Source organism: Clostridium perfringens ATCC 13124, assembly GCF_000013285.1.
Lineage (GTDB): Bacteria > Bacillota > Clostridia > Clostridiales > Clostridiaceae > Sarcina > Sarcina perfringens.
Genome location: NC_008261.1, coordinates 2947305 through 2970333, shown reverse-complemented (window position 1 = coordinate 2970333; position 23029 = coordinate 2947305). Strand labels below are relative to the sequence as shown.

Genomic DNA, 23029 nt, shown 5'->3' with positions numbered 1-23029 from the left:
ACCGCTGTGGAAAGAAATTTAAGAAAAAAGAGATTAGGTAGAGTTGTTTCTGATAAAATGGATAAGACTATCGTTGTTGCGGTTGAAACAAAGGTTAGACATCCACTATACGGAAAAACTGTTAACAGAACAACTAAGTTCAAAGCTCATGATGAAAATAATGAGGCTAGATTCGGAGATAGAGTTCTTATAATGGAAACTAGACCATTATCAAAAGATAAGAGATGGAGACTTGTTGAGATAGTAGAGAAAGCAAAATAGTTTTCTAAAGTCTGAAAGGAGGTTAATTTCATGATACAACAACAAACCTTACTAAAGGTTGCTGACAACTCAGGTGCAAAAGAAATAATGTGCATAAGAGTTTTAGGCGGATCTAAAAGAAAATTCGGAAATATCGGAGATGTAATAGTTGCTAGCGTTAAAAGTGCAACACCAGGCGGAGTTGTTAAAAAAGGCGAAGTAGTTAAAGCAGTTATTGTAAGATCAGTAAGAGGACTAAGAAGAGCTGACGGTTCATACATCAAATTTGATGAAAATGCAGCTGTAATAATAAAAGATGATAAGCAACCAAGAGGAACTCGTATCTTTGGACCAGTTGCAAGAGAGCTAAGAGATAATGAGTTCAATAAAATCTTATCATTAGCACCAGAAGTTCTATAATAAACGATTAGGAGGTGGCTAAGATGAAGGTACATGTTAGAAAGAACGACACAGTAGTAGTTATATCAGGTAAAGATAAAGGAAAAACTGGTGAAGTTTTAAGAGTAATTCCTAAGACTGGTAAAGTAGTAGTTAAAGGAGTTAACTTAGTTAAAAAGCATCAAAAACCTAATAGACAAAACATGCAAGGTGGAATAATAGAAATGGAAGCTGCAATAAACAGCTCAAAAGTTATGTTATTCTGTGAAAAATGCAAAAAGGCTACAAGAATAAGCCATAAGTTATTAGAAGACGGTGCAAAAGTAAGAGTATGTAAGAAGTGTGGAGAAACATTCTAAAATTTGAAAGGAGGTACTTTACGTGAATAGACTTCAAGAAAGATATGAAAAAGAAGTAGTTCCAGCTATGATGGAAAAGTTCGGATACAAAAACATAATGCAAGTTCCTAAAATAGAAAAAGTTGTTATAAACATGGGAGTAGGAGAAGCTAAAGATAATCCTAAGGTTCTAGAATCAGCTGTTAGTGATTTACAAATAATCGCTGGACAAAAGCCTGTATTAACAAGAGCTAAAAAGTCAGTTGCTAACTTTAAAATAAGAGAGAACATGGCTTTAGGATGTAAAGTTACTTTAAGAAAGACTAATATGTACGAATTCGTAGATAAATTAGTTTCAATAGCTTTACCAAGAGTAAGAGACTTCAGAGGAGTTTCAGCTAAAGCATTTGATGGAAGAGGAAACTACTCATTAGGAATTAAGGAACAATTAATATTCCCAGAAATCGAGTATGATAAAGTAGATAAAGTAAGAGGAATGGATATAATCTTCGTTACTAGTGCTAACACAGACGAAGAAGCAAGAGAATTATTAAGATTCCTTGGAATGCCATTCGCTCAATAATAAGGAGGGGATACGCATGGCTCGTAAGGCAATGATCGAAAAATGGAAAAAAGAACCTAAATACAAAACTAGAGCGTATACTAGATGTAGATTATGTGGAAGACCACATTCTGTATTAAAGAAATTCGGAATTTGCCGTATCTGCTTCAGAGAATTAGCTTACAAAGGTGAAATTCCTGGATGTAGAAAGGCAAGCTGGTAATATAACTAGTAGAATGAAAGGAGGCACAATATAATGGTTATGACAGATCCTATCGCAGACTTACTAACTCGTGTGAGAAACGCGAACTCAGTAAGACACGAAGTTGTTGAAGTACCTTCTTCAAGTGTTAAGAAGGCTATCGTAAATATATTATTACAAGAAGGTTATCTTAAAGGAGTAGAGGAGTACAACGATGGTGTAGTTCCTATGATGAGATTAACTTTAAAGTACGGAGCAAACAATGAAAGAGTTATAACTGGTTTAAAGAGAATATCAAAACCAGGTTTAAGAGTTTACTGCAAGAAAGATGAAGTTCCTAGAGTATTAAACGGATTAGGTATCGCTTTAATATCAACTTCAAAAGGATTAGTAGTTGACAGAGAAGCTAGAAAATTAGGATTAGGCGGAGAAGTTATCTGCTACGTTTGGTAATTTTTTAGAGTGAGAAAATAACATAGATTTAAATAGATTGAAGCAAAGAGATGATTTAAAAAAATATAAGGACCAAATTCACAGGAGGTGCGCATTATGTCAAGAGTAGGTAAAATGCCTATAGCTATCCCTGCTGGAGTAACTGTTACTGTAACACCAGAGAACGTTGTTACAGTAAAAGGCCCTAAGGGTGAGTTAGTTAAAGCTATGCACAAAGACATTAATATAGCTGTAGAAGATGCTCAAGTAGTTGTTACTAGACCAAGTGACGTTAAAGAACACAGAGCACTTCACGGATTAACTAGAGCTTTACTTAACAACATGGTTGTTGGAGTAAGCCAAGGTTTTTCAAAAACTTTAGAGTTAAACGGAGTTGGATACAGAGCTCAATTACAAGGAAAGAAACTTGTTATGAACTTAGGATATTCACATCCAGTAGAAGTTGAAGCAGTTGATGGAGTAGACTTCAAATTAGACGGAACAACTAAAGTTATCGTTGAAGGTATCGATAAAGAAAAAGTTGGAGCAGTTGCTGCTAACATCAGATCATGGAGAAAACCTGAACCATACAAAGGTAAAGGAATCAAGTACTCTGATGAAGTTATAAGAAGAAAAGAAGGTAAAACTGGTAAATAATAAATACTAATATAGAAAGGAGTGAACCTTATGTTCAAAAAGGCAGACAGAAAAGAAGCAAGAGAAAGACGTCACCTAAGAGTTCGTAAGAAGGTATTCGGAACTCCAGAAAGACCAAGATTATCTGTATATAGAAGTGAAAAGAACATATATGCTCAAATAATAGACGACGTTAATGCTGTTACTTTAGTAGCTGCTTCAAGCTTAGATAAAGCTATCGAAGTTAAAGGAAGCAACAAAGAAGCTGCTAAATTAGTTGGAGAATTAGTTGCTAAAAGAGCTATAGAAAAAGGAATAAATGATGTAGTATTCGACAGAGGTGGATACGTATATCACGGAAGAGTTGAGGCTTTAGCTAGCGGAGCAAGAGAAGCCGGATTAAAATTCTAATCTACAAGGAGGGGAAATACATGAGAATCGATCCTAGCACACTAGACCTTAAAGAAAAGGTTGTTAGTATAAGCAGAGTTACTAAGGTTGTTAAGGGTGGTAGAAACTTCAGATTCAGTGCGTTAGTTGTTGTTGGAGACGAGAACGGACACGTTGGTGTTGGAACTGGTAAATCTATCGAAATCCCTGAAGCAATAAGAAAAGGAATAGAAGATGCTAAGAAAAACTTAGTAGAAGTTTCAATCGTTGGAACTACTGTTCCTCATGAAATACACGGAAAATTCGGTACAGGAGATGTACTTATAATGCCAGCTACTGAAGGTACAGGAGTTATAGCTGGAGGTCCTGCAAGATCAGTTCTTGAATTAGCAGGATTAAAGGATGTTAGAGCTAAATCATTAGGTTCAAACAACCCAAGAAACATGGTAAAAGCAACTATCAACGGATTAGCTAACTTAAGAACAGCTGAAGATATAGCTAAATTAAGAGGAAAATCTGTTGAAGAGATAATAGGTTAGGAGGGATAGCGATGCTAAAGGTAACATTAGTTAAAAGCTTAATTGGTAGAAAGAAAGACCATATCGCTACTGCACATGCCCTTGGACTTAGAAAAATAGGTAAAACAGTAGAGCATGAGGGAACTCCTCAAATAAAAGGTATGATAAACAAAATAAGTTATCTACTAAAAGTTGAAGAAGCATAATTAAATAGAGCGTTAGAGGAGGTGTAATAACATATGAAACTTCATGAATTAAGACCAGCAGCTGGTAGTAAATCAGCTCCAAAAAGAGTTGGTAGAGGTACTGGTTCAGGCTTAGGAAGAAATGCCGGAAAAGGTGAAAAAGGTCAAAATGCTAGATCAGGTGGTGGAGTTAGACCTGGATTCGAAGGTGGTCAAATGCCATTATACAGAAGACTTCCTAAAAGAGGATTCACTAACCCATTTACAAAACATTTTGTAACAATCAATGTTGATAGATTAAACATATTCGATAATGGAACAGAAGTTACTCCAGAATTACTATTAGAAAGAAGAGTAGTAAGTAAACTAATGGACGGAGTTAAGATCTTAGGAAATGGAAACATAGAAAAGAGCTTAACTATCGCAGGTTGCAAGTTATCAAAGCAAGCAGCTGAAAAAATAGTTGCAGCTGGAGGAAAAGTTGAGGTGAAATAATCGTGCTATCAACCCTACGTAATGCCTGGAAGGTTCAAGATTTAAGAAAAAAAATAATTTGGACTGTATTCTTAATAGCAATTTTCAGGATGGGAAGTTATATTCCTGTTCCTGGAATTGATACAGATAGTCTAAAAGCTTTAACACAATCAGGAAGCTTAGTAAGCTTCTATGATTTAATTTCTGGTGGTTCTTTTAGTAGATTTAGTATATTCGCTTTAGGTGTTGTACCATACATCAATGCTTCAATCATTATGCAACTTTTAACAGTTGCAATTCCTAAATTAGAACAATTATCTAAAGAGGGAGATGATGGAAGAAAGAAAATCCAAAAGATAACTAGATATGCTTCAATTGTTATTGGAGCAATCACTGCTTATGGAAGTTATGTGATAATTAACAATGTTGGCGCACTTAAGAGCAATTCTCCAGTTAGTATGTTTTTAATATTACTAACACTAGTAGTTGGATCAACTTTCTTAATGTGGTTAGGAGATCAAATTACAGTTAAAGGAGTAGGAAATGGTACTTCTTTGATAATATTTGCAAATATATTATCAAGCTTACCAATGACTGGTTATCAAATATATAACTTAAGTAAGATAGGTAAAATAAATGTTGTTGAAGTAGCATTATTTATTTTCTTTACATTAGCTTTATTAGCAGGTGTAATTTACTTATCATTAGCTGAAAGAAGAATTACTGTACAATATGCAGGTAAAGCCGTAGGTAATAAAATGATGAAGGGACAATCAACTCATATTCCATTAAGTATTATTGGAACAACTGTTATAGCAATAATCTTTGCTATGTCTGTTATGAGTTTCCCAACAACTATAGCTCAATTCTTCCCAGAAGCTGGATGGTCACAATGGATTACAGGATCTTCTTACAGTCCTTTCAATGCAAAGACTTGGATGTATCCAGTATTATATGCATTACTGACTATATTCTTTACTTGGTTCTATACTCAAATAACATTTAAGCCAGATGAAATGGCTGAGAATATGCATAAATCATCAGGTTTCATTCCTGGAATAAGACCTGGAAAACCAACAGAGATTTATTTAGAGAAAGTATTAAATAGAATTTCAATGTTTGGTGGATGTTTTGCTGCTATTATAGCAGTAGTTCCTATTTTAGTTGCAAACTATACTCCTTTCCAAGGAATACAGTTTGGAGGAACATCACTGTTAATTCTAGTTTCTGTTTCATTAGAGATAATGAGACAATTAGAATCTCAATTAACAATGAGACATTACCAAGGATTCTTAAAATAGAAATACAAGTTATGGAGATGATGCCCGTGAAGATAGTTTTATTAGGTCCTCCTGGAGCAGGAAAAGGAACACAGGCAAAATCAATTAGTAATAGATATTCAATTCCTCATATATCTACAGGAGATATCTTTAGAAAAAATATTTCAGAGAACACTCCTTTAGGTATTGAGGCTAAATCATACATGGATAATGGACAGTTAGTTCCAGATGAAGTAACTATCAACATGGTAAAAGATAGACTTCAACAAGATGATTGTAAGAATGGATATTTATTAGATGGTTTCCCAAGAACAGTTCATCAAGCAGAAGCTTTAGATAACTTTTTAACTGAAAGAGAAGAGTCAATAGACACAGCTCTTTTAATAGAAGTACCTAAAGAATTCATACTTGAAAGAATGACAGGAAGAAGAGTTTGTCCTTCATGTGGAGCAAGTTATCACATAAAGTTTAATCCACCAACTAATGATGGAAAATGTGATCTTTGCGGATCAGATGTTATTCAAAGAAAAGATGACACTGAAGAAACAGTTAAGGAAAGACTTGATGTGTATGAAAATCAAACACAACCATTAATTGATTTTTATAAAAACAAAAAGCAACTTTCAGTAGTAGATGGAACACAAGCAATAAACGAGGTCTTTGAGAGTATCTGTAAAATATTAGGGAGCGACAAGTAATGATAATTCTTAAGAATGAGAATGAAATCGACCTAATGAGGAAAGCAGGAAAGATTCTTGGAGAGACACTTAACCTGCTTAAGGAGAAAGTAAGACCTGGTATTACTACTACGGAATTAGATAGAATAGCTGAAGAGTTTATAACTAAGCATGGAGCTACACCATCCTTCAAAGGATTGTATGGTTTCCCAGCTTCATTATGTATATCTGTTAATAATCAAGTAATTCATGGTTTCCCAGGAAGTTATGAATTAAAGGATGGAGACATTGTTTCTATTGATTGTGGAGTTTGTCTAAATGGATTTCACAGTGATGCTGCTAGAACTTTTGGTGTAGGTAATATATCAGAAGAGGCAGAAAAGCTTATTAGAATTACTGAAGAATCCTTTTTTAAAGGTATAGAAAAGGCATATGTAGACAATAGATTAACGGATATTTCTAATGAAATACAGCAATATGTTGAAGCCAATGGATTTTCTGTTGTTAGAGACTTTGTAGGACATGGAATTGGCCGAAAAGTCCATGAAGATCCTGAAGTTCCTAATTTCGGTAGACCAGGCAGAGGTCCAAAGTTAATGGCAGGAATGGTATTAGCTATTGAACCGATGGTAAACATGGGATCATATAGAGTCAAGACTTTAGATGATGGCTGGACAGTAGTAACAGCAGATGGGAAACTTTCTGCACACTATGAAAACACAGTTGCAATTTTACCTAATGGTCCTGAAATATTAACACTTATAAAATAGTTTTAATATATATTGCTTAGTTATAAATTAACATTTGCCTATAAGGAATTTGTAGTTTATGACTAAGGTAATCTTTGAGGTGGATAAGTTGCAAGAAACTGATTTAATCGGTAGATTAGTTACTTCAAATGCTGGAAGAGATACAGGAAAATCATATATTGTGATTGGATTGGTAGATGATGATCTACTAGTGGCAAATGGAGCAACTAAGACTATTGAAATGCCAAAAAAGAAAAAAATAAAACATGTAGTGCTTACTGAGATATTGGATGATGAGTTAAAATCATGTATAATATCAAAGGATAAGAATGCAAATCTTAAAATAAAAAGATTTTTAAAGCTTAGTAGCACTAACAAGGAGGTTTGATTACCTTATGTCAAAAAGTGATATAATTGAAATGCAAGGTACAGTTTTAGAAGCTTTACCAAATGCAATGTTTGAAGTTGAATTAGAGAGTGGGCATAAAATATTAGCACATATCTCAGGAAAGTTAAGAATGAACTTCATAAGAATTTTACCAGGAGATAAGGTTACTGTGGAACTTTCACCATATGATCTTACAAGAGGTAGAATTACATGGAGAGCAAAATAAGGAGGGTTAGCGATGAAAGTAAGACCATCAGTTAAGCCTATTTGCGAAAAGTGCAAAGTTATAAAAAGAAAAGGAAGAGTAATGGTAATCTGTGAAAATCCTAAGCACAAACAAAAACAAGGCTAATAGGTAAATAAAACATAATAAAAAGGTCAATTGGGAGCGAATTCTTATTGACTTTTATTTAAAAGTAAAATATGATTATATAGGCATTTAAATAATAGCAAATAAATTTTAGGTGCGGCTGTGATGGATAAAACCATCAACCTAAAATTTTAAATATAAATAAACAATAGAGCAATTGAGTTACTTATTTAATGTAAATCAATTTCGTATTTTAATTACCAGGAGGTGTAACATTAATGGCAAGAATAGCAGGTATCGACCTACCAAGAGAAAAAAGAGTTGAAATAGGTCTAACTTATATATATGGTATAGGATTACCTACATCACAAAAAATTCTTGAAGTAACTGGAGTTAATCCTGATACAAGAGTTAAGGATCTTACTGAGGAAGAAGTAAACTCAATAAGAAACTACATTAAAGATTTAACAGTTGAAGGTGACTTAAGAAGAGAAGTTGCTTTAAACATAAAGAGATTAGTTGAGATTGGTTCATATAGAGGAATCAGACATAGAAAAGGTCTTCCACTTAGAGGACAAAAAACTAAGACTAATGCTAGAACTAGAAAAGGTCCTAAGAAGACAATAGCTAATAAGAAGAAATAGTTAAGGAGGGAAGACAATGGCAGCTCAAAAAGTTAAAAAAACTAGAAGAAGAAAAGAAAGAAAAAATGTTGAGCATGGTGCAGCACACATCCAATCAACATTCAATAACTCAATAGTTACTTTAACTGATGCAAAAGGAAATGCATTAGCATGGGCAAGTGCTGGTGGCCTTGGATTCAAAGGTTCAAGAAAGAGCACACCATTTGCAGCTCAAATGGCAGCTGAAACAGCAGCTAAAGCAGCTATGGAACACGGATTAAAAAGCGTTGAGGTTTACGTAAAAGGACCAGGTGCTGGAAGAGAAGCAGCTATAAGAAGCTTACAAGCAGCTGGATTAGAAGTTACTTTAATAAAAGATGTAACTCCAATCCCACACAATGGATGTAGACCACCAAAAAGAAGAAGAGTTTAGTAACGTCACGGGAGGTGTAATGAATGGCAAGATATACTGGAGCTACATGTAAGTTATGTAGAAGAGAAGGTATGAAATTATTCCTAAAAGGGGATAGATGTTATACAGATAAATGTGCTTTCGTTAGAAGAAGTTATGCACCAGGACAACACGGAGCAAGCAGAAAGAAATTATCTAACTACGGAACACAATTAAGAGAGAAGCAAAAAGCTAAGAGAATATACGGAGTTCTTGAAGGTCAGTTCAGAAACACATATGAAAGAGCTGAAAAAATGAGAGGAATCGCCGGTGAAAACTTACTTAAATTATTAGAAATGAGATTAGATAACGTTGTTTACAGATTAGGATATGGTGCTTCAAGAACAGAAGCTAGACAATTAGTAAACCACGGTCATTTCTTAGTAAATGGTAAAAAAGTTGATATAGCATCATTCAAAGTATCAGTTAACGATGTTATAACAGTTTGTGAAAAGAGCAGAGGATCAGAAAGATTCAAAATGTTTGCTGAAAATCCAAAAGCTTTACCAAAATGGTTAGAAGCTAACGTTGAAAATTTCGAAGGTAAAGTTGTTGCTGAGCCTGCAAGAGAAGATATCGACGTACCAGTTAACGAGACTCTAATCGTCGAGTTATACAGCAAATAATAATTATTGATCTTAAGAGTACTTTTACAATTGGATCAGTTGCCCTCATAAGGTTGCCATTTTAATATTAAGGAGGGTTTTTAAATGTTAGAAATAGAAAAGCCAGTAATTCAATGTGTTGAATCAAACGATAACGGAACATATGGTAAGTTTGAGATAGAACCATTAGAAAGAGGTTATGGAATAACTCTTGGTAATGCATTAAGAAGAATATTACTTTCTTCTTTACCTGGAGTGGCTCCAACTTCAGTTAAAATAGATTCAGTTCTTCATGAGTTTTCAACAATAACAGGTGTTAAAGAAGATGTTACAGAGATAATCTTAAATCTTAAAATGTTAGCACTTACTATGGAAGGTGAAGGACCAAAAACTATTTATATTGATGCTCAAGGACCAGGTGTTGTTACTGGAGCAGATATAAAAACAGATGGTGATGTAGAAGTTGTAAACAAAGATCTACATATCGCTACATTAGACAACGATGGTAAGTTATATATGGAAATCGTAGTTAATAGAGGAAGAGGATATGTTACTCAAAACAAAAATAAAACAGAAGATCTTCCATTATCAGCTATTGCTATAGATTCTATATACACTCCTGTAAAGAGAGTTAATTTCTCTGTTCAAAATACAAGAGTTGGTCAAATTACTGACTATGATAAACTTACATTAGAAATTTGGACTAATGGAACTATAAGAATAGAAGAAGCGATTTCATTATCAGCTAAAATTCTTATAGAGCACTTCAAATTATTCATGACTTTAACTGACAACGCTAATGATGTTGAGATAATGATTGAAAAAGAAGAAGATAAAAAAGAAAAAGCTTTAGAGATGACTATAGAAGAGCTTGACTTATCAGTAAGATCATACAATTGCTTAAAGAGAGCAGGTATAAACACTGTTCAAGAGCTTGCGGGCAAGAGCATGGATGATATGATGAAAGTTAGAAACTTAGGTAAGAAATCTCTAGAAGAAGTAGAAAGAAAGTTAAACGAGTTAGGCTTAAATTTAAGACTAAATGACGAGTAGGTGAGGAGGTAAAGCCATGGCAGGATATCGTAAGTTAGGTCGTCCTACTGATCAAAGAAAAGCTATGCTTAGAAATCTTGTTACAAGCTTCTTAAAGCATGGTAAAATAGAAACTACTGAAACAAGAGCTAAGGAAACTAGAAGCCTTGCAGAAAAAATGATCACTCTTGCAAAAAGAGGAGATTTACACGCAAGAAGACAAGTGTTAGCATTTGTTACAGAAGAAGAAGTTGTTAAAAACTTATTTGACAACATAGCTCCAAAGTACGCTGAAAGAAACGGTGGATACACTAGAATGTACAAAGTTGGTCCTAGAAGAGGAGACGGAGCTGAAGTTGTTATACTTGAATTAGTATAATATATTTCTTTAGAGAGGATTAAGTTTTTACTTAATCCTCTTTTGTCATATAAAATATTTTATATTATTTTTTATCATGAGTATTTTAAATATATATAACAAAGTAATATATAATAAAACAGAATATATTATTTTTACTACTAGTATAAAATTTTAGATTTAACCTATAATAGTTTTGAATTTAAAGGTATATTATGTGTTTAAAGAAATTTTTTAATAAACATATTTTAAGGAAGATAATTTTATATAAAAGGTTAAAATAAGGAAATATCTATTTACAAAATAAAATTATTAATAGTATTATTTTATAAGTAGGTATTTTTTTTATACATAAAAAAATTATTAAACTCAATACATATTGAGAAAAAGAGTTATGTATTTTAACTCTAAAGTAGTTAAAGGTAGCTTTACAGGAGGCTAGTATGGGAGAAAATATGATTAAAAGTGAAGACTTAGTTTTTAAATATGTCAATGCTGAAGAACAAACTGAAAAGGTTGCAATAAATCACGTTTCTATGGAAGTTAAAAAGGGAGAATTTTTAGTTATATTAGGTCATAACGGTTCAGGAAAATCAACTATGGCAAAGCATATGAATGCTTTATTACTTCCTAGTGGTGGAAAGATGTATGTAGATGGATTAGATACTTCTGATATAGAAAATCTTTGGGAAGTTAGAAGAAGAGCTGGAATGGTTTTTCAAAATCCAGATAATCAATTAGTAGCAACAATAGTTGAAGAAGATGTGGCTTTTGGACCAGAGAATTTAGGTGTTGATCCGAAGGAGATAAGAGAAAGAGTAGATGATTCATTAAAAGCAGTAGGTATGTATGAGTATAGAAAACATGCACCACATTTATTATCAGGAGGGCAAAAGCAGAGAATTGCTATTGCGGGTATATTAGCAATGAGACCTAAATGCATAGTATTAGATGAACCTACAGCAATGCTAGATCCTTCAGGTAGAAATGAAGTAATGAAAACTATAAAGGAAGTAAATAAAAAGTTTGGAATTACTATAATACTTATAACTCACTATATGGATGAAGCTGCACAAGCTGATAGAATAATAGTTATGGATAAAGGTGAAAAGGTAATGGAAGGGGTTCCTAGGGAAATTTTTTCTCAAGTAGAAAAAATAAAGTCAATTGGGTTAGATGTTCCTCAAGTTACTGAATTAGCTTATGAGCTTCAAAAAGAGGGAGTAGATATATCAACAGAAATATTAAATATAGATGAGATGGTGAATGCTTTATGTCAATTAAAATAGAAAATTTAAATCACATATATATGCCTAAAACACCTTTTGAAAAAATAGCATTAAATAATATAAACTGTGAAATAGAAGATGGAGAGTTTGTAGCATTAATTGGGCATACTGGCTCAGGAAAATCAACATTTATACAGCATTTAAATGGATTATTAAGTCCTACTAGTGGGAATATAATAGTTGATGGTGTTAATATAGCAGATAAAAAAGTTAAATTAAGCGATATTAGAAAAAAGGTAGGATTAGTATTTCAATATCCAGAGTATCAATTATTTGAAGAGACTATTGAAAAAGATATTGAGTATGGTCCAAGAAACTTAGGAATCAGTGAAGAAGAAATAAGTAAAAGAGTTAAAAAGTCCATGGAGATGGTTGGGCTTGACTATGAAACATATAAAGACAAATCTCCTTTTGATCTAAGTGGAGGTCAAAAGAGAAGAGTTGCCATAGCTGGGGTTATAGCTATGGAGCCTAAGGTTCTTATATTAGATGAACCAACAGCTGGGTTAGACCCAAAGGGAAGAGAAGACATACTTGCTCAAATAAGACTTCTTCATAAAGAGTATGGAATGACTATAATAATGGTTAGTCACAGCATGGAAGATGTAGCTAAGATTGCTGATAGAGTAATTGTTATGAATAGTGGAGAAATAGTTTTAGATGGAAAGATTGCAGAGGTATTTAAAGAGGTTGAAACTTTAGAAAAAATAGGATTGGCCGTTCCTCAAGTAACTTATCTAATAAGAGAGTTAAGAAACAAGGGCTTTAATATATCAGAAGAGATATTTACAATTTCTCAAGCTAAGGAAGCTCTTTTAGAAATAATAAGGAATAATAATTAGGAAGGATAAGAAATTATGTTAAAGGACATTACTATAGGTCAATATATTCCTGGGGATTCTTTTGTACATAAATTAGATCCAAGGACTAAGATATTAATATCATTTATTTTTATTGCTTCATTATTTATAGTAGATAAGTTTTGGGGATATATATTCATAATTGCCTTTTTAGGTGCAACAGTATTAATATCTAAATTACAATTTAAATATTTATATAAAGGACTTAAACCTGTATTTTTATTAATAGCTATAACAGCAGCACTTAATATTTTTATGATAAAAGGTACAGAAGATACCCTTATATGGCATTGGAAGTTTTTATATATTTATAAGGAAGGAATAAGAACAGCTATATTTATGGCATTAAGACTTATCTTGCTTATAATGGGAACTTCAGTATTAACACTTACAACATCACCAATAGAATTAACTGATGGTATTGAAAGTTTATTAAAACCATTTAAAAAGATAGGGGTTCCAGCTCATGAATTAGCAATGATGATGACAATTGCTTTAAGATTTATACCAACTTTAATTGATGAAACTGATAAAATAATGAAAGCACAAAAAGCTAGAGGTGCAGATTTTGAATCAGGAAACATAATACAAAAAGCTAAGAGTTTAATACCACTATTAATTCCTTTATTTATTAGTTCTTTTAGAAGAGCTGATGAGTTAGCTATGGCTATGGAAGCAAGATGCTATAGAGGTGGCGATGGAAGAACTAGAATGAAGATATTAAAGTATTCTAAAAATGATTTTATTTCTTTTGGAATGGCTGGAGTACTTTTAGTTTTATCAATAGTAGTAAGAGTTTTCTAGTATAAATTAAATTTTGTTTTTACATTTAGACTTTTAATATAAAATAAATATTGATAATATAAAAGAAAGACTGCAAATTTGTAGTCTTTCTTTGTTTGAAGAATTAATTATTTATGATTTAAAATATTGTTTTATAAAAAAATAAAGGAATGATTATATGAGGAATATAAAATTAACTATAGAATATGATGGAACATCTTATTTTGGGTGGCAAAAACAGCCTATAGGAAATACTATTCAGCAGAAGGTAGAAGAGGCTATAAAGAAGGTTACTAAAGAAGAGGTAGAAATATTAGGAAGTAGTAGAACAGATTCAGGAGTCCATGCTAAGGCCTATGTGGCTAATTTTAAAACTAATTCTAATATACCAGGAAAAAATTTTAAGGCTGCATTAAATTCAAAATTACCAAAGGATATAGTAATAATGAATTCAGAAGAGGTAGCTGAGGATTTTCATGCTAGGTATATGACTACAGGTAAAACTTATTGTTACACAATACTAAATAGAGAAGAGCCACCAGCCTTAGAAAGAAATTATGTATATCATGTTAAAAAGCAATTAGATGTTGAATCTATGAAAGAAGCATGTAAATACTTTTTAGGAAAACATGACTTTAAGGCCTTTCAAAGACCAGGTGGGACAGTTAAGACCTCTGTAAGAACAATAACCGATATTCATATTGAAACAGAAGGAAATAAAATTAAAATATATGTGTCAGCAGATGGTTTTTTATATAATATGGTAAGATTAATTGTAGGAACATTACTTAAAGTGGGAAGAGGAAAAGAGAAGCCAGAATATATAAAGGAAGTCATAGATTCTGGTGATAGAAAAAAAGCTGGAATTTGTGTTCCTCCAACAGGATTATGCTTAGAAAAAGTTTTTTACTAAAAGTAGATGAAATGTATTGACACGCCCGTAAGCGTGTATTATAATTGTATTTGTTTGTAAGAGAGATGTACGGGATTCAATATGAATCTTAACATAAAGTACGAGGACATATAAAACCTATTTTAAAATTCTAGGGAGGGAAAACGATGAAATCATACATTGCAAAAGCACAAGAAGTTGAAAGAAAATGGTATGTTGTTGACGCTGCTGGAAAGCCACTAGGAAGAGTTGCTAGCCAAGTTGCTTCAATATTAAGAGGAAAGAACAAGCCAACATTTACACCAAATGTTGACTGTGGAGATTTCGTTATCGTTATAAACGCTGAGAAAGTTGTTTTAACTGGTAAGAAATTAGACCAAAAAATGTTAAGAAAACACAGCTTATACGCTGGTGGATTAAAAGAAACTCCATACAGAGAAGTTTTAGAAAAGAAACCTGAATTTGCTTTCGAAGAAGCAGTTAGAAGAATGCTTCCAACAGGCGTTTTAGGAAGAAAAATGTTAAAGAAATTAAACGTGTACAGAGGAGCTGAGCACGATCACGCTGCTCAAAAACCAGAAGTACTTGAGTTAAGATACTAATTATAAGCTCGGGAGGAGGAGTTCAAATGGCAAAAGTTCAATACATGGGAACTGGAAGAAGAAAGAAATCAGTTGCAAGAGTAAGACTTGTACCAGGTGAAGGTAGAGTTATAGTAAATAATAGAGAAATCGAAACATATTTCGGATTAGAAACTTTAAGAGTTGTAGTTAACCAACCATTAGTTTTAACTGAAACTAAAGACAAATATGACGTTTTAGTTAACGTTCATGGTGGTGGATTATCAGGTCAAGCAGGAGCTATAAGACATGGTATATCAAGAGCTTTATTAAAAGCTGACGAAAACTTAAGACCAGAATTAAAGAAAGCTGGATTCTTAACTAGAGACCCAAGAATGGTTGAAAGAAAGAAATGCGGTTTAAAGAAAGCAAGAAGATCTCCACAATTCTCAAAGAGATAATATATTGCTTTTATGGAAAGAAGGAGGAATACCTCCTTCTTTTTTTATACATTTATATATTTTAAAGAAGTTATTTTTAGTTTCAGTTATTAACAAATTAGAAACAAATATGAGAAAATATATGCTTTGACAATAAATATTAAAAAGTTTTACAAATGGCTATATAACTAAGTATTAGAGGAGTATTATTTTAGTTTGTTTTAATAATTTGGATATTATTTGTAGAAAATTTCAATTAATTGGATACTGTATTAAGTTTAGGTTAAAAAGAAGCTTTAAAACTTAACAAAGCAGATATTATATTGTAAAATGTTATAGGATTGATATTTTAAAATTAAAAATAAAATAAGTTTGTATTTTACAAATTAAGCAAAGTGGAGGAGAAGTATCTTGAAAGATGCAATTTTTACCTTAATTCAAGTTGCCGGTGGATTAGGTCTATTCCTTTTTGGAATGAAGTTAATGGGAGAAGGATTAGAAAATGCCGCAGGTGATAAATTAAAAAGTATATTAGAGAAAGTTACTAAAAATCCTATATCAGCAGTTTTAGTTGGTGCCTTTGTTACAATGGTAATACAAAGTTCAAGTGCCACTACGGTAATGGTAGTTGGATTTGTTAATGCTGGACTTATGAATATAGCACAAGCTGCTGGGGTAATCATGGGAGCAAATGTAGGTACTACCATTACTGCACAACTTGTTGCTTTTAAGTTAGATGAAATAGCGCCATTGTTTGTTATAATAGGTGTTGTTTTATTAATGTCAGCAAAACAAAAGAAAAGAAAAGATATTGCTGATATAATATTAGGTTTTGGTATTTTATTTATGGGAATGGGAATAATGAGTTCAGCTTTAAAACCATTAGCTGATTCACCAATGTTCTCAGAACTTATAATGGCTATAGGTGAAAACTGGGTATTAGGAATATTTACAGGTTTAGCACTTACAGCTATATTACAAAGTTCATCAGCTACTACAGGTATATTAATTGCCTTAGCATCAACTGGTTCTATAAATATAAATATAGTTCTGCCAATATTATTTGGATGTAATATAGGTACATGTGTAACTGCGTTGATAGCAAGTATTGGGGCAAATAAAACAGCACATAAGGCTGCTGCCATACATTTAATGTTTAATATACTAGGTACACTTATATTTATACCATTTTTAAAACCTTTAGCATATATTGTTCAAGAGATTAGCCCTGGAGATGTTCAAAGACAAATAGCTAATGCTCATACAATATTCAATATAACTGCTACTATAATACTTGTACCATTAAGTAAGTACATGATTATGATAGTTAACAAATTAATAAAAGGTGAAGATGAAATTGAACTTTGTGGACCTAAGTATCTTGATGAAAGATTATTAGAAACACCAGTAATAGCTGCAGGTCAAGTTCAAAAGGAAACTTTAAGAATGGCTAATAAAGCTAAAGAAAACTTAGAATTAAGTATGAAGGCTTTTAGAGAAAATAATGAAAGCTTAGTTAAAAAAGTATATGATAATGAAAAACTTATAAATATATTAGAAGAAGAAATAACTGCTTACCTAGTTAAATTATCTAAATGTGATTTATCTGCTAAAGAAAGTAATTTAGTAGCATCAACTTTCCATATTGTAACTGATATTGAGAGAATAGGTGATCATGTTGAAAATATAGCCGATTTAACTTTAGAAAAGGTAGGAAGAAAATTAAAATATAGTGAAGATGCTTTAAAGGAAATAGATTATATATATGATCAAACAATTAGAGCTCTAGACATAACAATTGATGCTTATGCAAATGAAAATGTAGAGGAAGCTGGAACTATCTATGAAATAGAAAGAAAGATAGATGCTTCTCAAAAAGAATTTAGAGAAAATCATATTAAGAGATTAAGCCAAGGTTCTTGCAATGCTTATGATGGTGCAATATTTATGGACTTATTAAGCAACTTTGAAAGAATTGGTGATCATTCTACTAACATAGCTGAAAGTGTTATGGAAGTGCATTAAAGATATTAAAGAATACCTAACATTAGGTATTCTTTTTTCTTTTACTTAGAATATTTCTTTATATATAGGAAAAAATAAATTGAGTTTCATAATTCTAAAAGAGATAATATTTTGAAGTATTTACTAGTAAATATATTCTTTTTAGGATTTAGGATTATAATAATTTAGATTTAAATAGGAGGTATTCTTAATGAAGAAAATAATGAAAATAGTGTCAATTATGATGATATCTTTTTTAGTATTAAATATTAGCTTATTAAAGGTTAATGCAGAAGAAAATAATAAGGTAATAGTTATTGACCCAGGTCATGGAGGCATAGATGGTGGCGCAAAGAGTGAAAATGGAGTAATTGAGAAGGACATTAATTTATCAATATCACTTAAAACAAAAGCTGCCTTAGAGAGTAAGGGATATAAAGTCATAATGACTAGAAGTGAGGATGTAGGACTATATACTGAGGGCAAAAAGGTTAGAGAAAAGAAAATAGAAGACTTAGGAAATAGAGTTAAGATTAAAAAAGAAAATAAGTGTGATGCTTTTATAAGCATACATCAAAATATGTTTCCTCAAAAGAATTGTAAAGGGGCACAAGTATGGAGTGCCAACAATGAACCAAGTCAAAAGCTAGGCAAAATAATACAACAAAAATTTAAGGAAGAAGTTGACCAAAATAATAAGAGGGAAGCAAAAGTTGCAAAAAAAGAATATAAGATTTTAAATGATGGATATGAAGGAGCTTCTGTAATAGTTGAATGTGGTTTCTTATCTAATCCAGAAGAATGCGAACTATTAGGTAAAGAAGATTATCAAAATAAAATTGCAAATACCTTAGCAAATGCTATAGATGAATATTTTAAATAATATAATTTAAAGAAAATTTAGTAATGGCAAACTAACTTCCATATCATTTGGGGTAATTGAGTAAAATTTATAAGATGAAAATATAAGGTTTATAATTAAGAAAAATAATATAATAAATAAAAAACATATTAAGAAATTCACTAACTTAAACTTATTCATAAAAGCTCCTAAAAATCATTCCACTATTATATATATTTTAGTAGATTAAGTTATTATGACATTAAAAAAGCTATGCCCTATGAGCATAGCTTTATTTGCTTTTATATATTTTTAAAGCCTTTTCCTTTAACTTCTGAAACGTCCATTATAGTTATAAAGGCATTTGGATCTATATAATGTATTGTATTTTTTAATTCAATCATTTGTCTTGTAGTAACTAGACAGTAAAGCATTTTCTTTCTGTCATGAGTATATTCTCCTTCAGCTAAAAGAGAAGTTACTCCTCTATGAAGATCTTCTATTATATAATTTATAACTTGTTGTTCCTTATCTGTTATTATAAGCAATAATTGTTTTGAATGTATTCCTTTAATAACTTTATCAACTAAAACTGTTTGTACAAATATAGATATAAGAGTATAAAGCGCTGTTTCTAGTCCAAAGAAAATTGCTCCTACAGCAACGATACACATATTTAATACGAAGCTTAATGAACCTATATTAAAATTTGAATATTTTTTACGTATAATCATGGTAACTATATCTGTTCCACCAGTTGATCCACCTTTAGAAAATACTAAACCATAACCAAATCCACAGATAGCACCACCAAAAACACAGTATAGTAATTTATCATCTAAGGTAATAAGATGTGATACTGGTGCTGTTATCATTAATGAAAGTGATAAAGCTAGCATTCCTATAGCTGAGTTAAATGTAAACTTCTTTGATAGTTTAAAATAACTAAGTATAAATAATGGAATGTTTATAAGTAAAACAACAATACCTGAGTTAACTCCCATTAAGTATTGAAAGATAAGTGCAATACCTGTTGCTCCACCACTAAGAAGTTTTGCATTTGATAAAAATAGGTTTACTCCTAAAGATGCAATAAAGCAACCTATGAGAATAAATGCATTATCAATTAGTAATTCTTTTTTCTCTTTGATGTAATTCATTGGGATTCTCCTAAATTTACAATAAATAATTTCATAGGTAATTATAATGCTTTTTTTGGTAAAGTAAAGCCAATAAATACATTGAAAAAGCAACTAATGTGTTTTTATGGTAAAATACATTGTATATACTAAGAATTTCATTAAATTAATAGTAGAAGGTATATCTTAAGAAAATCGTAATAAATAAATAGGTTAATTTTAATTTTCCTCCTTTACTATTTAGAGGAGGCATAAGTTTAAGGAGTGCTTTATTATGGAAAAAGAAAAGTTTAATGTTTTAGTTGTAGATGATGAAAAAGAAATAAGAGATGCAATAGATATATATTTAAGAGGAGAAGGAATAAATGTAATAAAGGCTGGAGATGGATTTGAGGCCTTAGAGATTTTAGATAAGGAAGACATACATCTAGTGGTTTTAGATATAATGATGCCTAAGTTAGATGGAATGAGAACTTGTTTAAAAATAAGAGAAAGTAGAAATATACCAATAATATTACTATCAGCAAAATCAGAAGATAGTGATAAGATATTAGGTTTAAACATAGGGGCAGATGATTACGTTACAAAACCTTTTAATCACTTAGAACTTGTTGCAAGAGTAAAATCTCAATTAAGAAGGTATGATTATCCTTTAAATAGGGAAAATACTCAAGATTTAATAGTAATAAAAGATTTAACTATAGATACTGTAAATAAGCAGGTTTCTTTAAGAGGAGAAAATATAAAATTAACTGCAACAGAGTATAAGATATTAACACTTTTAGCATCACATCCAGGAAGAATATTTTCAATTAAGGAAATTTATGAAAGAGTTTGGGAAGAACCTTTTTATAAAAGTGAAAATACAGTAACAGTTCATATAAGAAGAATGAGAGAAAAAATAGAAATAAATTCGAAAGAACCTGAGTATATAAAGGTGGTGTGGGGACTTGGGTATAAAATTGACAAATAGTTTTTCAAGATGGTGGAAAAACTATAGCCTTTCAGTAAGAAGCATAGAAAATATGTTTATAGTAATATTTGCTGTGTTTATACCTGTTTTATATATTATCTTATTTGGAGGATACTCCTTTGATAATATAGCAAAATTAAATTCTAAGGCAAATCCTGATATATGTAATAGAGTTATTTATAGGGATGCATTAATAAATCCACATAAGTATAAAGAGTGTAGGTTATTAGCTCAATCTGTAGATATATCAGATTTTCTTTATAATGAGACTAACTATTTAAGCAAATTAGATAGCTTAGAGACAAAAGAACAAAAACAAGCATTTATTGCAAAGCTTCAAGAAAGGGCTACTAGTTATTCTGGTGTAGTTCTTATAAATAAGAAAACAGGAGAATATTACTCTAATAGAGTATGGTTTTATGAAAAACCTTATAATCTTTCAACGCCAAAAGAAGTTTTAGAAAGTTTATCTAAAAATGATAATGTAGTCTTTAAAGAAATAAATTCTTCAGATAATTATGAAGAAATATATTTCTCAAGAGGAGAACTTTATGATTCTGAAATAAATTCAATTAGAATTGCTTTTATAGCAACTATGACTACAACTCTTTTAATGTTACTTTTAATCATAAAAAAATTAGTTATGATTAAAAATATGGGAATAAGAGCATATAAAGACAGCTGGAAAAATGGATATTTCTTTAGATTTTTAGATAGTTTAAATGTTTTAATAACAAAGAAGATGTTTATAGAAGAATTTTTAAAAGATAAGGTTGTTATGTTTGTTATTTCATTTACTATAATATATATTCTTATAAATGGATTTATGAGAAATATAGAATTTGTATGGAAGCAATATCACTATGTTTTAACAGACAATAGATACCTATGGATAATTCCAATTGTTTTAGTTATTCATTTTATAGTAAAGTTTATAAGAAAATATGATGGATTAGATACTGTAATAAAAGGAATAGAAAAAGTTAAAAAAGGTGATACGGATATAGAGATAAAAGATAATGACGATAGACAAATAAGGGAATTAGCAGATGATGTTAATGATTTAAGATTAGGCTATAAGGAACTTGTTGAAGAAGGTATAAAGAATGAAAAGTTAAAAACTGAGCTTATATCAAATGTTTCACATGATTTAAAAACTCCATTAACATCCATAATAAATTATGTAAATATACTTCAGTTAAATAATATAAAGGAAGAGGAAAGAAAAGAATATATAGAAATACTAGATAAAAAATCTCAAACTTTAAAGAAACTTATAGATGATTTGTTTGAGGTTTCTAAGATGTCTTCAGGAAAGGTAGAATTATTTAAATACAATATAGATATAATTCAACTTGTATATCAATGTATAGCTGAAGTAGAAGATGTATATTCAGAAAAGGAAATTGAATTTAAAATAAATGGGCCAGAGGAATGCATGGTTAAAATAGATCCTCAAAGAATGTCTAGGGTATTCCAAAACCTAACTACTAATGCTTTAAAATATAGTTTAGAAAAAACTAGGGTCTATGTGGAAATAAAAGATTTAGAAAATTACGTGGAAATATCATTTAAAAATATTTCTTCCTATGCTTTAGATTTTGATGAGAAGGATATTTTAGAAAGATTTGCAAGAGGAGATGAATCAAGAAATTCAACCATAGAAGGATCTGGATTAGGATTAGCAATCGCTAAAACTATTGTAGAACTTCACAACGGAAAGTTTAGGGTTGAATGTGAAGGTGACTTATTTAAAGCCTTTGTAATAATTCCTAAAAATAAAGATGATAATAATGAAGAATAATAACATAGAGGTTGTTTAACTTAATTTCAATAAATTTTAAAAAATCTATAGCTGTAAAAATTTATGAAGGTTTTTAATTAACATATTTAAAAATAAAGTTATAAGGAGTATAATTACTATATAATAATTTTTATTGTATAAATATTATGATTTTAAAGAAGGTGTAAGAAAATGAGTTGTTTATTTTTAGAATATCCTAAATGTAGTACTTGTAGAAAAGCTAAGAAATGGTTAGAAGAAAACAATATAGATTTTACAGATAGAATGATTGTGGAAGAAAATCCTACTAAAGAAGAATTAAAGGCTTGGTACGATAAGAGCGGAGTTAAATTAAATAAGTTCTTTAACACTTCAGGCAAGCTTTATAGAGAGATGAATCTTAAGGATAAAGTAAAAACAGCTAGTGAAGATGAACTTTTAGACATCTTATCAAGCAATGGTATGTTAGTAAAAAGACCTTTACTTATAAAAGAGGATTTAGTTCTTATAGGATTTAAGGAAGAAGAATGGGCTGAAAATTTAAAATAATAAAAAGACTACAGAGTAAATATCTGTAGTCTTTTTATTTATGCCTACTTAAAAGCTCTAGTACTCT

At 30.8% G+C, this 23029-nt stretch carries 34 protein-coding genes; 33 read left to right on the top strand and 1 reads right to left on the bottom strand.

Annotation, left to right across the window (positions count from 1 at the left end):
• The first annotated feature begins 6 nt into the window (after positions 1-6).
• The 30 genes from rpsQ to cwlD all read left to right on the top strand — a co-directional run bounded on the left by rpsQ (position 7) and on the right by cwlD (position 18560).
• Entirely contained in the window at positions 7-261 is a 255-nt protein-coding gene (gene rpsQ, locus CPF_RS13205) for a 30S ribosomal protein S17 (RefSeq protein WP_003454312.1), read from the top strand.
• 30 nt (positions 262-291) lie between these two features.
• Entirely contained in the window at positions 292-660 is a 369-nt protein-coding gene (rplN, locus tag CPF_RS13200; RefSeq protein ID WP_003454425.1) for a 50S ribosomal protein L14, read from the top strand.
• Between the two features lie 23 nt (positions 661-683).
• Positions 684-998, top strand: coding sequence for a 50S ribosomal protein L24 (rplX, locus tag CPF_RS13195; protein WP_003454257.1), 315 nt, complete (start codon positions 684-686; stop codon positions 996-998).
• Positions 999-1020: 22 nt separating this feature from the next.
• The gene (rplE, locus tag CPF_RS13190; RefSeq protein ID WP_003454431.1) at positions 1021-1560 is read left to right on the top strand and encodes a 50S ribosomal protein L5; all 540 of its coding nucleotides are present in this window, start codon (positions 1021-1023) and stop codon (positions 1558-1560) included.
• Positions 1561-1576: 16 nt separating this feature from the next.
• The gene (locus tag CPF_RS13185) at positions 1577-1762 is read left to right on the top strand and encodes a type Z 30S ribosomal protein S14 (protein ID WP_003470274.1); all 186 of its coding nucleotides are present in this window, start codon (positions 1577-1579) and stop codon (positions 1760-1762) included.
• Between the two features lie 33 nt (positions 1763-1795).
• Entirely contained in the window at positions 1796-2194 is a 399-nt protein-coding gene (gene rpsH, locus CPF_RS13180) for a 30S ribosomal protein S8 (protein WP_003454446.1), read from the top strand.
• Between the two features lie 96 nt (positions 2195-2290).
• Positions 2291-2830 carry a 50S ribosomal protein L6 gene (gene rplF / locus CPF_RS13175; RefSeq protein ID WP_003454268.1) on the top strand — a complete coding sequence of 180 codons (540 nt, stop codon included), beginning with the start codon at positions 2291-2293 and terminating at the stop codon, positions 2828-2830.
• Positions 2831-2860: 30 nt separating this feature from the next.
• Complete coding sequence (gene rplR, locus CPF_RS13170; protein ID WP_003454424.1) at positions 2861-3220, top strand: 50S ribosomal protein L18; 360 nt, start codon at positions 2861-2863, stop codon at positions 3218-3220.
• 20 nt (positions 3221-3240) lie between these two features.
• Positions 3241-3738, top strand: a complete 498-nt coding sequence (rpsE, locus tag CPF_RS13165; protein ID WP_003454272.1) for a 30S ribosomal protein S5 — start codon at positions 3241-3243, stop codon at positions 3736-3738.
• A 5-nt stretch (positions 3739-3743) separates the two neighbouring features.
• Positions 3744-3923 carry a 50S ribosomal protein L30 gene (gene rpmD, locus CPF_RS13160; RefSeq protein ID WP_034824315.1) on the top strand — a complete coding sequence of 60 codons (180 nt, stop codon included), beginning with the start codon at positions 3744-3746 and terminating at the stop codon, positions 3921-3923.
• Positions 3924-3956: 33 nt separating this feature from the next.
• Positions 3957-4397, top strand: coding sequence for a 50S ribosomal protein L15 (gene rplO / locus CPF_RS13155; protein WP_003454379.1), 441 nt, complete (start codon positions 3957-3959; stop codon positions 4395-4397).
• A 2-nt stretch (positions 4398-4399) separates the two neighbouring features.
• On the top strand, positions 4400-5677 hold the full coding sequence (gene secY, locus CPF_RS13150) for a preprotein translocase subunit SecY (RefSeq protein WP_003460476.1): 1278 nt from the start codon (positions 4400-4402) through the stop codon (positions 5675-5677).
• 26 nt (positions 5678-5703) lie between these two features.
• Positions 5704-6354 carry an adenylate kinase gene (locus CPF_RS13145; RefSeq protein WP_003454337.1) on the top strand — a complete coding sequence of 217 codons (651 nt, stop codon included), beginning with the start codon at positions 5704-5706 and terminating at the stop codon, positions 6352-6354.
• Complete coding sequence (gene map, locus CPF_RS13140; protein ID WP_003454388.1) at positions 6354-7103, top strand: type I methionyl aminopeptidase; 750 nt, start codon at positions 6354-6356, stop codon at positions 7101-7103. The genes CPF_RS13145 and map overlap by 1 nt, the downstream gene beginning before the upstream one ends.
• Positions 7104-7191: 88 nt before the next feature.
• Positions 7192-7470, top strand: coding sequence for a KOW domain-containing RNA-binding protein (locus CPF_RS13135; protein WP_003460478.1), 279 nt, complete (start codon positions 7192-7194; stop codon positions 7468-7470).
• A gap of 7 nt (positions 7471-7477) precedes the next feature.
• Positions 7478-7696: a translation initiation factor IF-1 gene (gene infA, locus CPF_RS13130; protein WP_003454491.1), complete on the top strand. Its 219-nt coding sequence runs from the start codon at positions 7478-7480 to the stop codon at positions 7694-7696.
• 12 nt (positions 7697-7708) lie between these two features.
• On the top strand, positions 7709-7822 hold the full coding sequence (rpmJ, locus tag CPF_RS13125; RefSeq protein WP_003373491.1) for a 50S ribosomal protein L36: 114 nt from the start codon (positions 7709-7711) through the stop codon (positions 7820-7822).
• 236 nt (positions 7823-8058) lie between these two features.
• Positions 8059-8424, top strand: a complete 366-nt coding sequence (gene rpsM / locus CPF_RS13120) for a 30S ribosomal protein S13 (RefSeq protein ID WP_003454489.1) — start codon at positions 8059-8061, stop codon at positions 8422-8424.
• 16 nt (positions 8425-8440) lie between these two features.
• Positions 8441-8836: a 30S ribosomal protein S11 gene (gene rpsK / locus CPF_RS13115; RefSeq protein WP_003454436.1), complete on the top strand. Its 396-nt coding sequence runs from the start codon at positions 8441-8443 to the stop codon at positions 8834-8836.
• A gap of 23 nt (positions 8837-8859) precedes the next feature.
• Positions 8860-9480, top strand: coding sequence for a 30S ribosomal protein S4 (gene rpsD / locus CPF_RS13110; RefSeq protein ID WP_003470276.1), 621 nt, complete (start codon positions 8860-8862; stop codon positions 9478-9480).
• An 84-nt stretch (positions 9481-9564) separates the two neighbouring features.
• Positions 9565-10512, top strand: a complete 948-nt coding sequence (locus tag CPF_RS13105; protein ID WP_003454404.1) for a DNA-directed RNA polymerase subunit alpha — start codon at positions 9565-9567, stop codon at positions 10510-10512.
• Positions 10513-10528: 16 nt separating this feature from the next.
• A complete protein-coding gene (rplQ, locus tag CPF_RS13100; protein ID WP_003454231.1) occupies positions 10529-10870 on the top strand; it encodes a 50S ribosomal protein L17 in 342 nt (113 codons plus the stop codon).
• Between the two features lie 422 nt (positions 10871-11292).
• On the top strand, positions 11293-12138 hold the full coding sequence (locus CPF_RS13095; protein ID WP_003454376.1) for an energy-coupling factor transporter ATPase: 846 nt from the start codon (positions 11293-11295) through the stop codon (positions 12136-12138).
• A complete protein-coding gene (locus CPF_RS13090; RefSeq protein WP_003454522.1) occupies positions 12123-12980 on the top strand; it encodes an energy-coupling factor transporter ATPase in 858 nt (285 codons plus the stop codon). Before CPF_RS13095 ends, CPF_RS13090 begins: the two co-directional genes overlap by 16 nt.
• A 15-nt stretch (positions 12981-12995) precedes the next feature.
• Positions 12996-13802, top strand: coding sequence for an energy-coupling factor transporter transmembrane component T family protein (locus CPF_RS13085; protein ID WP_003454368.1), 807 nt, complete (start codon positions 12996-12998; stop codon positions 13800-13802).
• Between the two features lie 157 nt (positions 13803-13959).
• The gene (gene truA / locus CPF_RS13080) at positions 13960-14694 is read left to right on the top strand and encodes a tRNA pseudouridine(38-40) synthase TruA (protein WP_003460461.1); all 735 of its coding nucleotides are present in this window, start codon (positions 13960-13962) and stop codon (positions 14692-14694) included.
• Between the two features lie 146 nt (positions 14695-14840).
• The gene (rplM, locus tag CPF_RS13075; RefSeq protein ID WP_003454462.1) at positions 14841-15275 is read left to right on the top strand and encodes a 50S ribosomal protein L13; all 435 of its coding nucleotides are present in this window, start codon (positions 14841-14843) and stop codon (positions 15273-15275) included.
• 26 nt (positions 15276-15301) lie between these two features.
• A complete protein-coding gene (gene rpsI / locus CPF_RS13070; RefSeq protein WP_003454434.1) occupies positions 15302-15694 on the top strand; it encodes a 30S ribosomal protein S9 in 393 nt (130 codons plus the stop codon).
• Positions 15695-16084: 390 nt separating this feature from the next.
• Complete coding sequence (locus tag CPF_RS13065; RefSeq protein ID WP_003454505.1) at positions 16085-17698, top strand: Na/Pi cotransporter family protein; 1614 nt, start codon at positions 16085-16087, stop codon at positions 17696-17698.
• A 190-nt stretch (positions 17699-17888) separates the two neighbouring features.
• Positions 17889-18560 (top strand): N-acetylmuramoyl-L-alanine amidase CwlD, encoded by a 672-nt coding sequence (gene cwlD, locus CPF_RS13060; protein WP_011591131.1) that lies wholly within the window; start codon positions 17889-17891, stop codon positions 18558-18560.
• Between the two features lie 260 nt (positions 18561-18820).
• On the opposite strand, the gene CPF_RS13055 is transcribed toward cwlD, so the two are convergent.
• Positions 18821-19678, bottom strand: coding sequence for a YitT family protein (locus tag CPF_RS13055; RefSeq protein ID WP_003454377.1), 858 nt, complete (start codon positions 19676-19678; stop codon positions 18821-18823).
• Positions 19679-19931: 253 nt separating this feature from the next.
• Here CPF_RS13055 and CPF_RS13050 point away from each other — a divergent pair, with 253 nt between their 5' ends.
• The 3 genes from CPF_RS13050 to CPF_RS13040 all read left to right on the top strand — a co-directional run bounded on the left by CPF_RS13050 (position 19932) and on the right by CPF_RS13040 (position 22962).
• On the top strand, positions 19932-20630 hold the full coding sequence (locus CPF_RS13050) for a response regulator transcription factor (RefSeq protein ID WP_003454428.1): 699 nt from the start codon (positions 19932-19934) through the stop codon (positions 20628-20630).
• The gene (locus CPF_RS13045) at positions 20608-22434 is read left to right on the top strand and encodes a sensor histidine kinase (RefSeq protein WP_003457943.1); all 1827 of its coding nucleotides are present in this window, start codon (positions 20608-20610) and stop codon (positions 22432-22434) included. The genes CPF_RS13050 and CPF_RS13045 overlap by 23 nt, the downstream gene beginning before the upstream one ends.
• Positions 22435-22605: 171 nt before the next feature.
• A complete protein-coding gene (locus tag CPF_RS13040) occupies positions 22606-22962 on the top strand; it encodes an arsenate reductase family protein (RefSeq protein ID WP_004460474.1) in 357 nt (118 codons plus the stop codon).
• Positions 22963-23029 lie beyond the last annotated feature (67 nt).

What these genes read in the sequence shown, in the direction of transcription:
- rplQ (WP_003454231.1), top strand. Translation starts at nt 10,529, where the DNA reads ATGGCAGGATATCGTAAGTTAGGTCGTCCTACTGATCAAAGAAAAGCT.
- CPF_RS13185 (WP_003470274.1), top strand. Translation starts at nt 1,577, where the DNA reads ATGGCTCGTAAGGCAATGATCGAAAAATGGAAAAAAGAACCTAAATAC.
- CPF_RS13090 (WP_003454522.1), top strand. Translation starts at nt 12,123, where the DNA reads ATGTCAATTAAAATAGAAAATTTAAATCACATATATATGCCTAAAACA.
- rplF (WP_003454268.1), top strand. Translation starts at nt 2,291, where the DNA reads ATGTCAAGAGTAGGTAAAATGCCTATAGCTATCCCTGCTGGAGTAACT.
- CPF_RS13050 (WP_003454428.1), top strand. Translation starts at nt 19,932, where the DNA reads ATGGAAAAAGAAAAGTTTAATGTTTTAGTTGTAGATGATGAAAAAGAA.
- rplR (WP_003454424.1), top strand. Translation starts at nt 2,861, where the DNA reads ATGTTCAAAAAGGCAGACAGAAAAGAAGCAAGAGAAAGACGTCACCTA.
- cwlD (WP_011591131.1), top strand. Translation starts at nt 17,889, where the DNA reads ATGAAGAAAATAATGAAAATAGTGTCAATTATGATGATATCTTTTTTA.
- rpsM (WP_003454489.1), top strand. Translation starts at nt 8,059, where the DNA reads ATGGCAAGAATAGCAGGTATCGACCTACCAAGAGAAAAAAGAGTTGAA.
- CPF_RS13040 (WP_004460474.1), top strand. Translation starts at nt 22,606, where the DNA reads ATGAGTTGTTTATTTTTAGAATATCCTAAATGTAGTACTTGTAGAAAA.
- rplM (WP_003454462.1), top strand. Translation starts at nt 14,841, where the DNA reads ATGAAATCATACATTGCAAAAGCACAAGAAGTTGAAAGAAAATGGTAT.
- CPF_RS13105 (WP_003454404.1), top strand. Translation starts at nt 9,565, where the DNA reads ATGTTAGAAATAGAAAAGCCAGTAATTCAATGTGTTGAATCAAACGAT.
- rplO (WP_003454379.1), top strand. Translation starts at nt 3,957, where the DNA reads ATGAAACTTCATGAATTAAGACCAGCAGCTGGTAGTAAATCAGCTCCA.
- map (WP_003454388.1), top strand. Translation starts at nt 6,354, where the DNA reads ATGATAATTCTTAAGAATGAGAATGAAATCGACCTAATGAGGAAAGCA.
- CPF_RS13095 (WP_003454376.1), top strand. Translation starts at nt 11,293, where the DNA reads ATGGGAGAAAATATGATTAAAAGTGAAGACTTAGTTTTTAAATATGTC.
- rpsH (WP_003454446.1), top strand. Translation starts at nt 1,796, where the DNA reads ATGGTTATGACAGATCCTATCGCAGACTTACTAACTCGTGTGAGAAAC.
- rpsK (WP_003454436.1), top strand. Translation starts at nt 8,441, where the DNA reads ATGGCAGCTCAAAAAGTTAAAAAAACTAGAAGAAGAAAAGAAAGAAAA.
- truA (WP_003460461.1), top strand. Translation starts at nt 13,960, where the DNA reads ATGAGGAATATAAAATTAACTATAGAATATGATGGAACATCTTATTTT.
- rpsE (WP_003454272.1), top strand. Translation starts at nt 3,241, where the DNA reads ATGAGAATCGATCCTAGCACACTAGACCTTAAAGAAAAGGTTGTTAGT.
- CPF_RS13055 (WP_003454377.1), bottom strand. Translation starts at nt 19,678, where the DNA reads ATGAATTACATCAAAGAGAAAAAAGAATTACTAATTGATAATGCATTT.
- rpsD (WP_003470276.1), top strand. Translation starts at nt 8,860, where the DNA reads ATGGCAAGATATACTGGAGCTACATGTAAGTTATGTAGAAGAGAAGGT.
- infA (WP_003454491.1), top strand. Translation starts at nt 7,478, where the DNA reads ATGTCAAAAAGTGATATAATTGAAATGCAAGGTACAGTTTTAGAAGCT.
- rpmJ (WP_003373491.1), top strand. Translation starts at nt 7,709, where the DNA reads ATGAAAGTAAGACCATCAGTTAAGCCTATTTGCGAAAAGTGCAAAGTT.
- rpsI (WP_003454434.1), top strand. Translation starts at nt 15,302, where the DNA reads ATGGCAAAAGTTCAATACATGGGAACTGGAAGAAGAAAGAAATCAGTT.
- rplN (WP_003454425.1), top strand. Translation starts at nt 292, where the DNA reads ATGATACAACAACAAACCTTACTAAAGGTTGCTGACAACTCAGGTGCA.
- CPF_RS13085 (WP_003454368.1), top strand. Translation starts at nt 12,996, where the DNA reads ATGTTAAAGGACATTACTATAGGTCAATATATTCCTGGGGATTCTTTT.
- rplX (WP_003454257.1), top strand. Translation starts at nt 684, where the DNA reads ATGAAGGTACATGTTAGAAAGAACGACACAGTAGTAGTTATATCAGGT.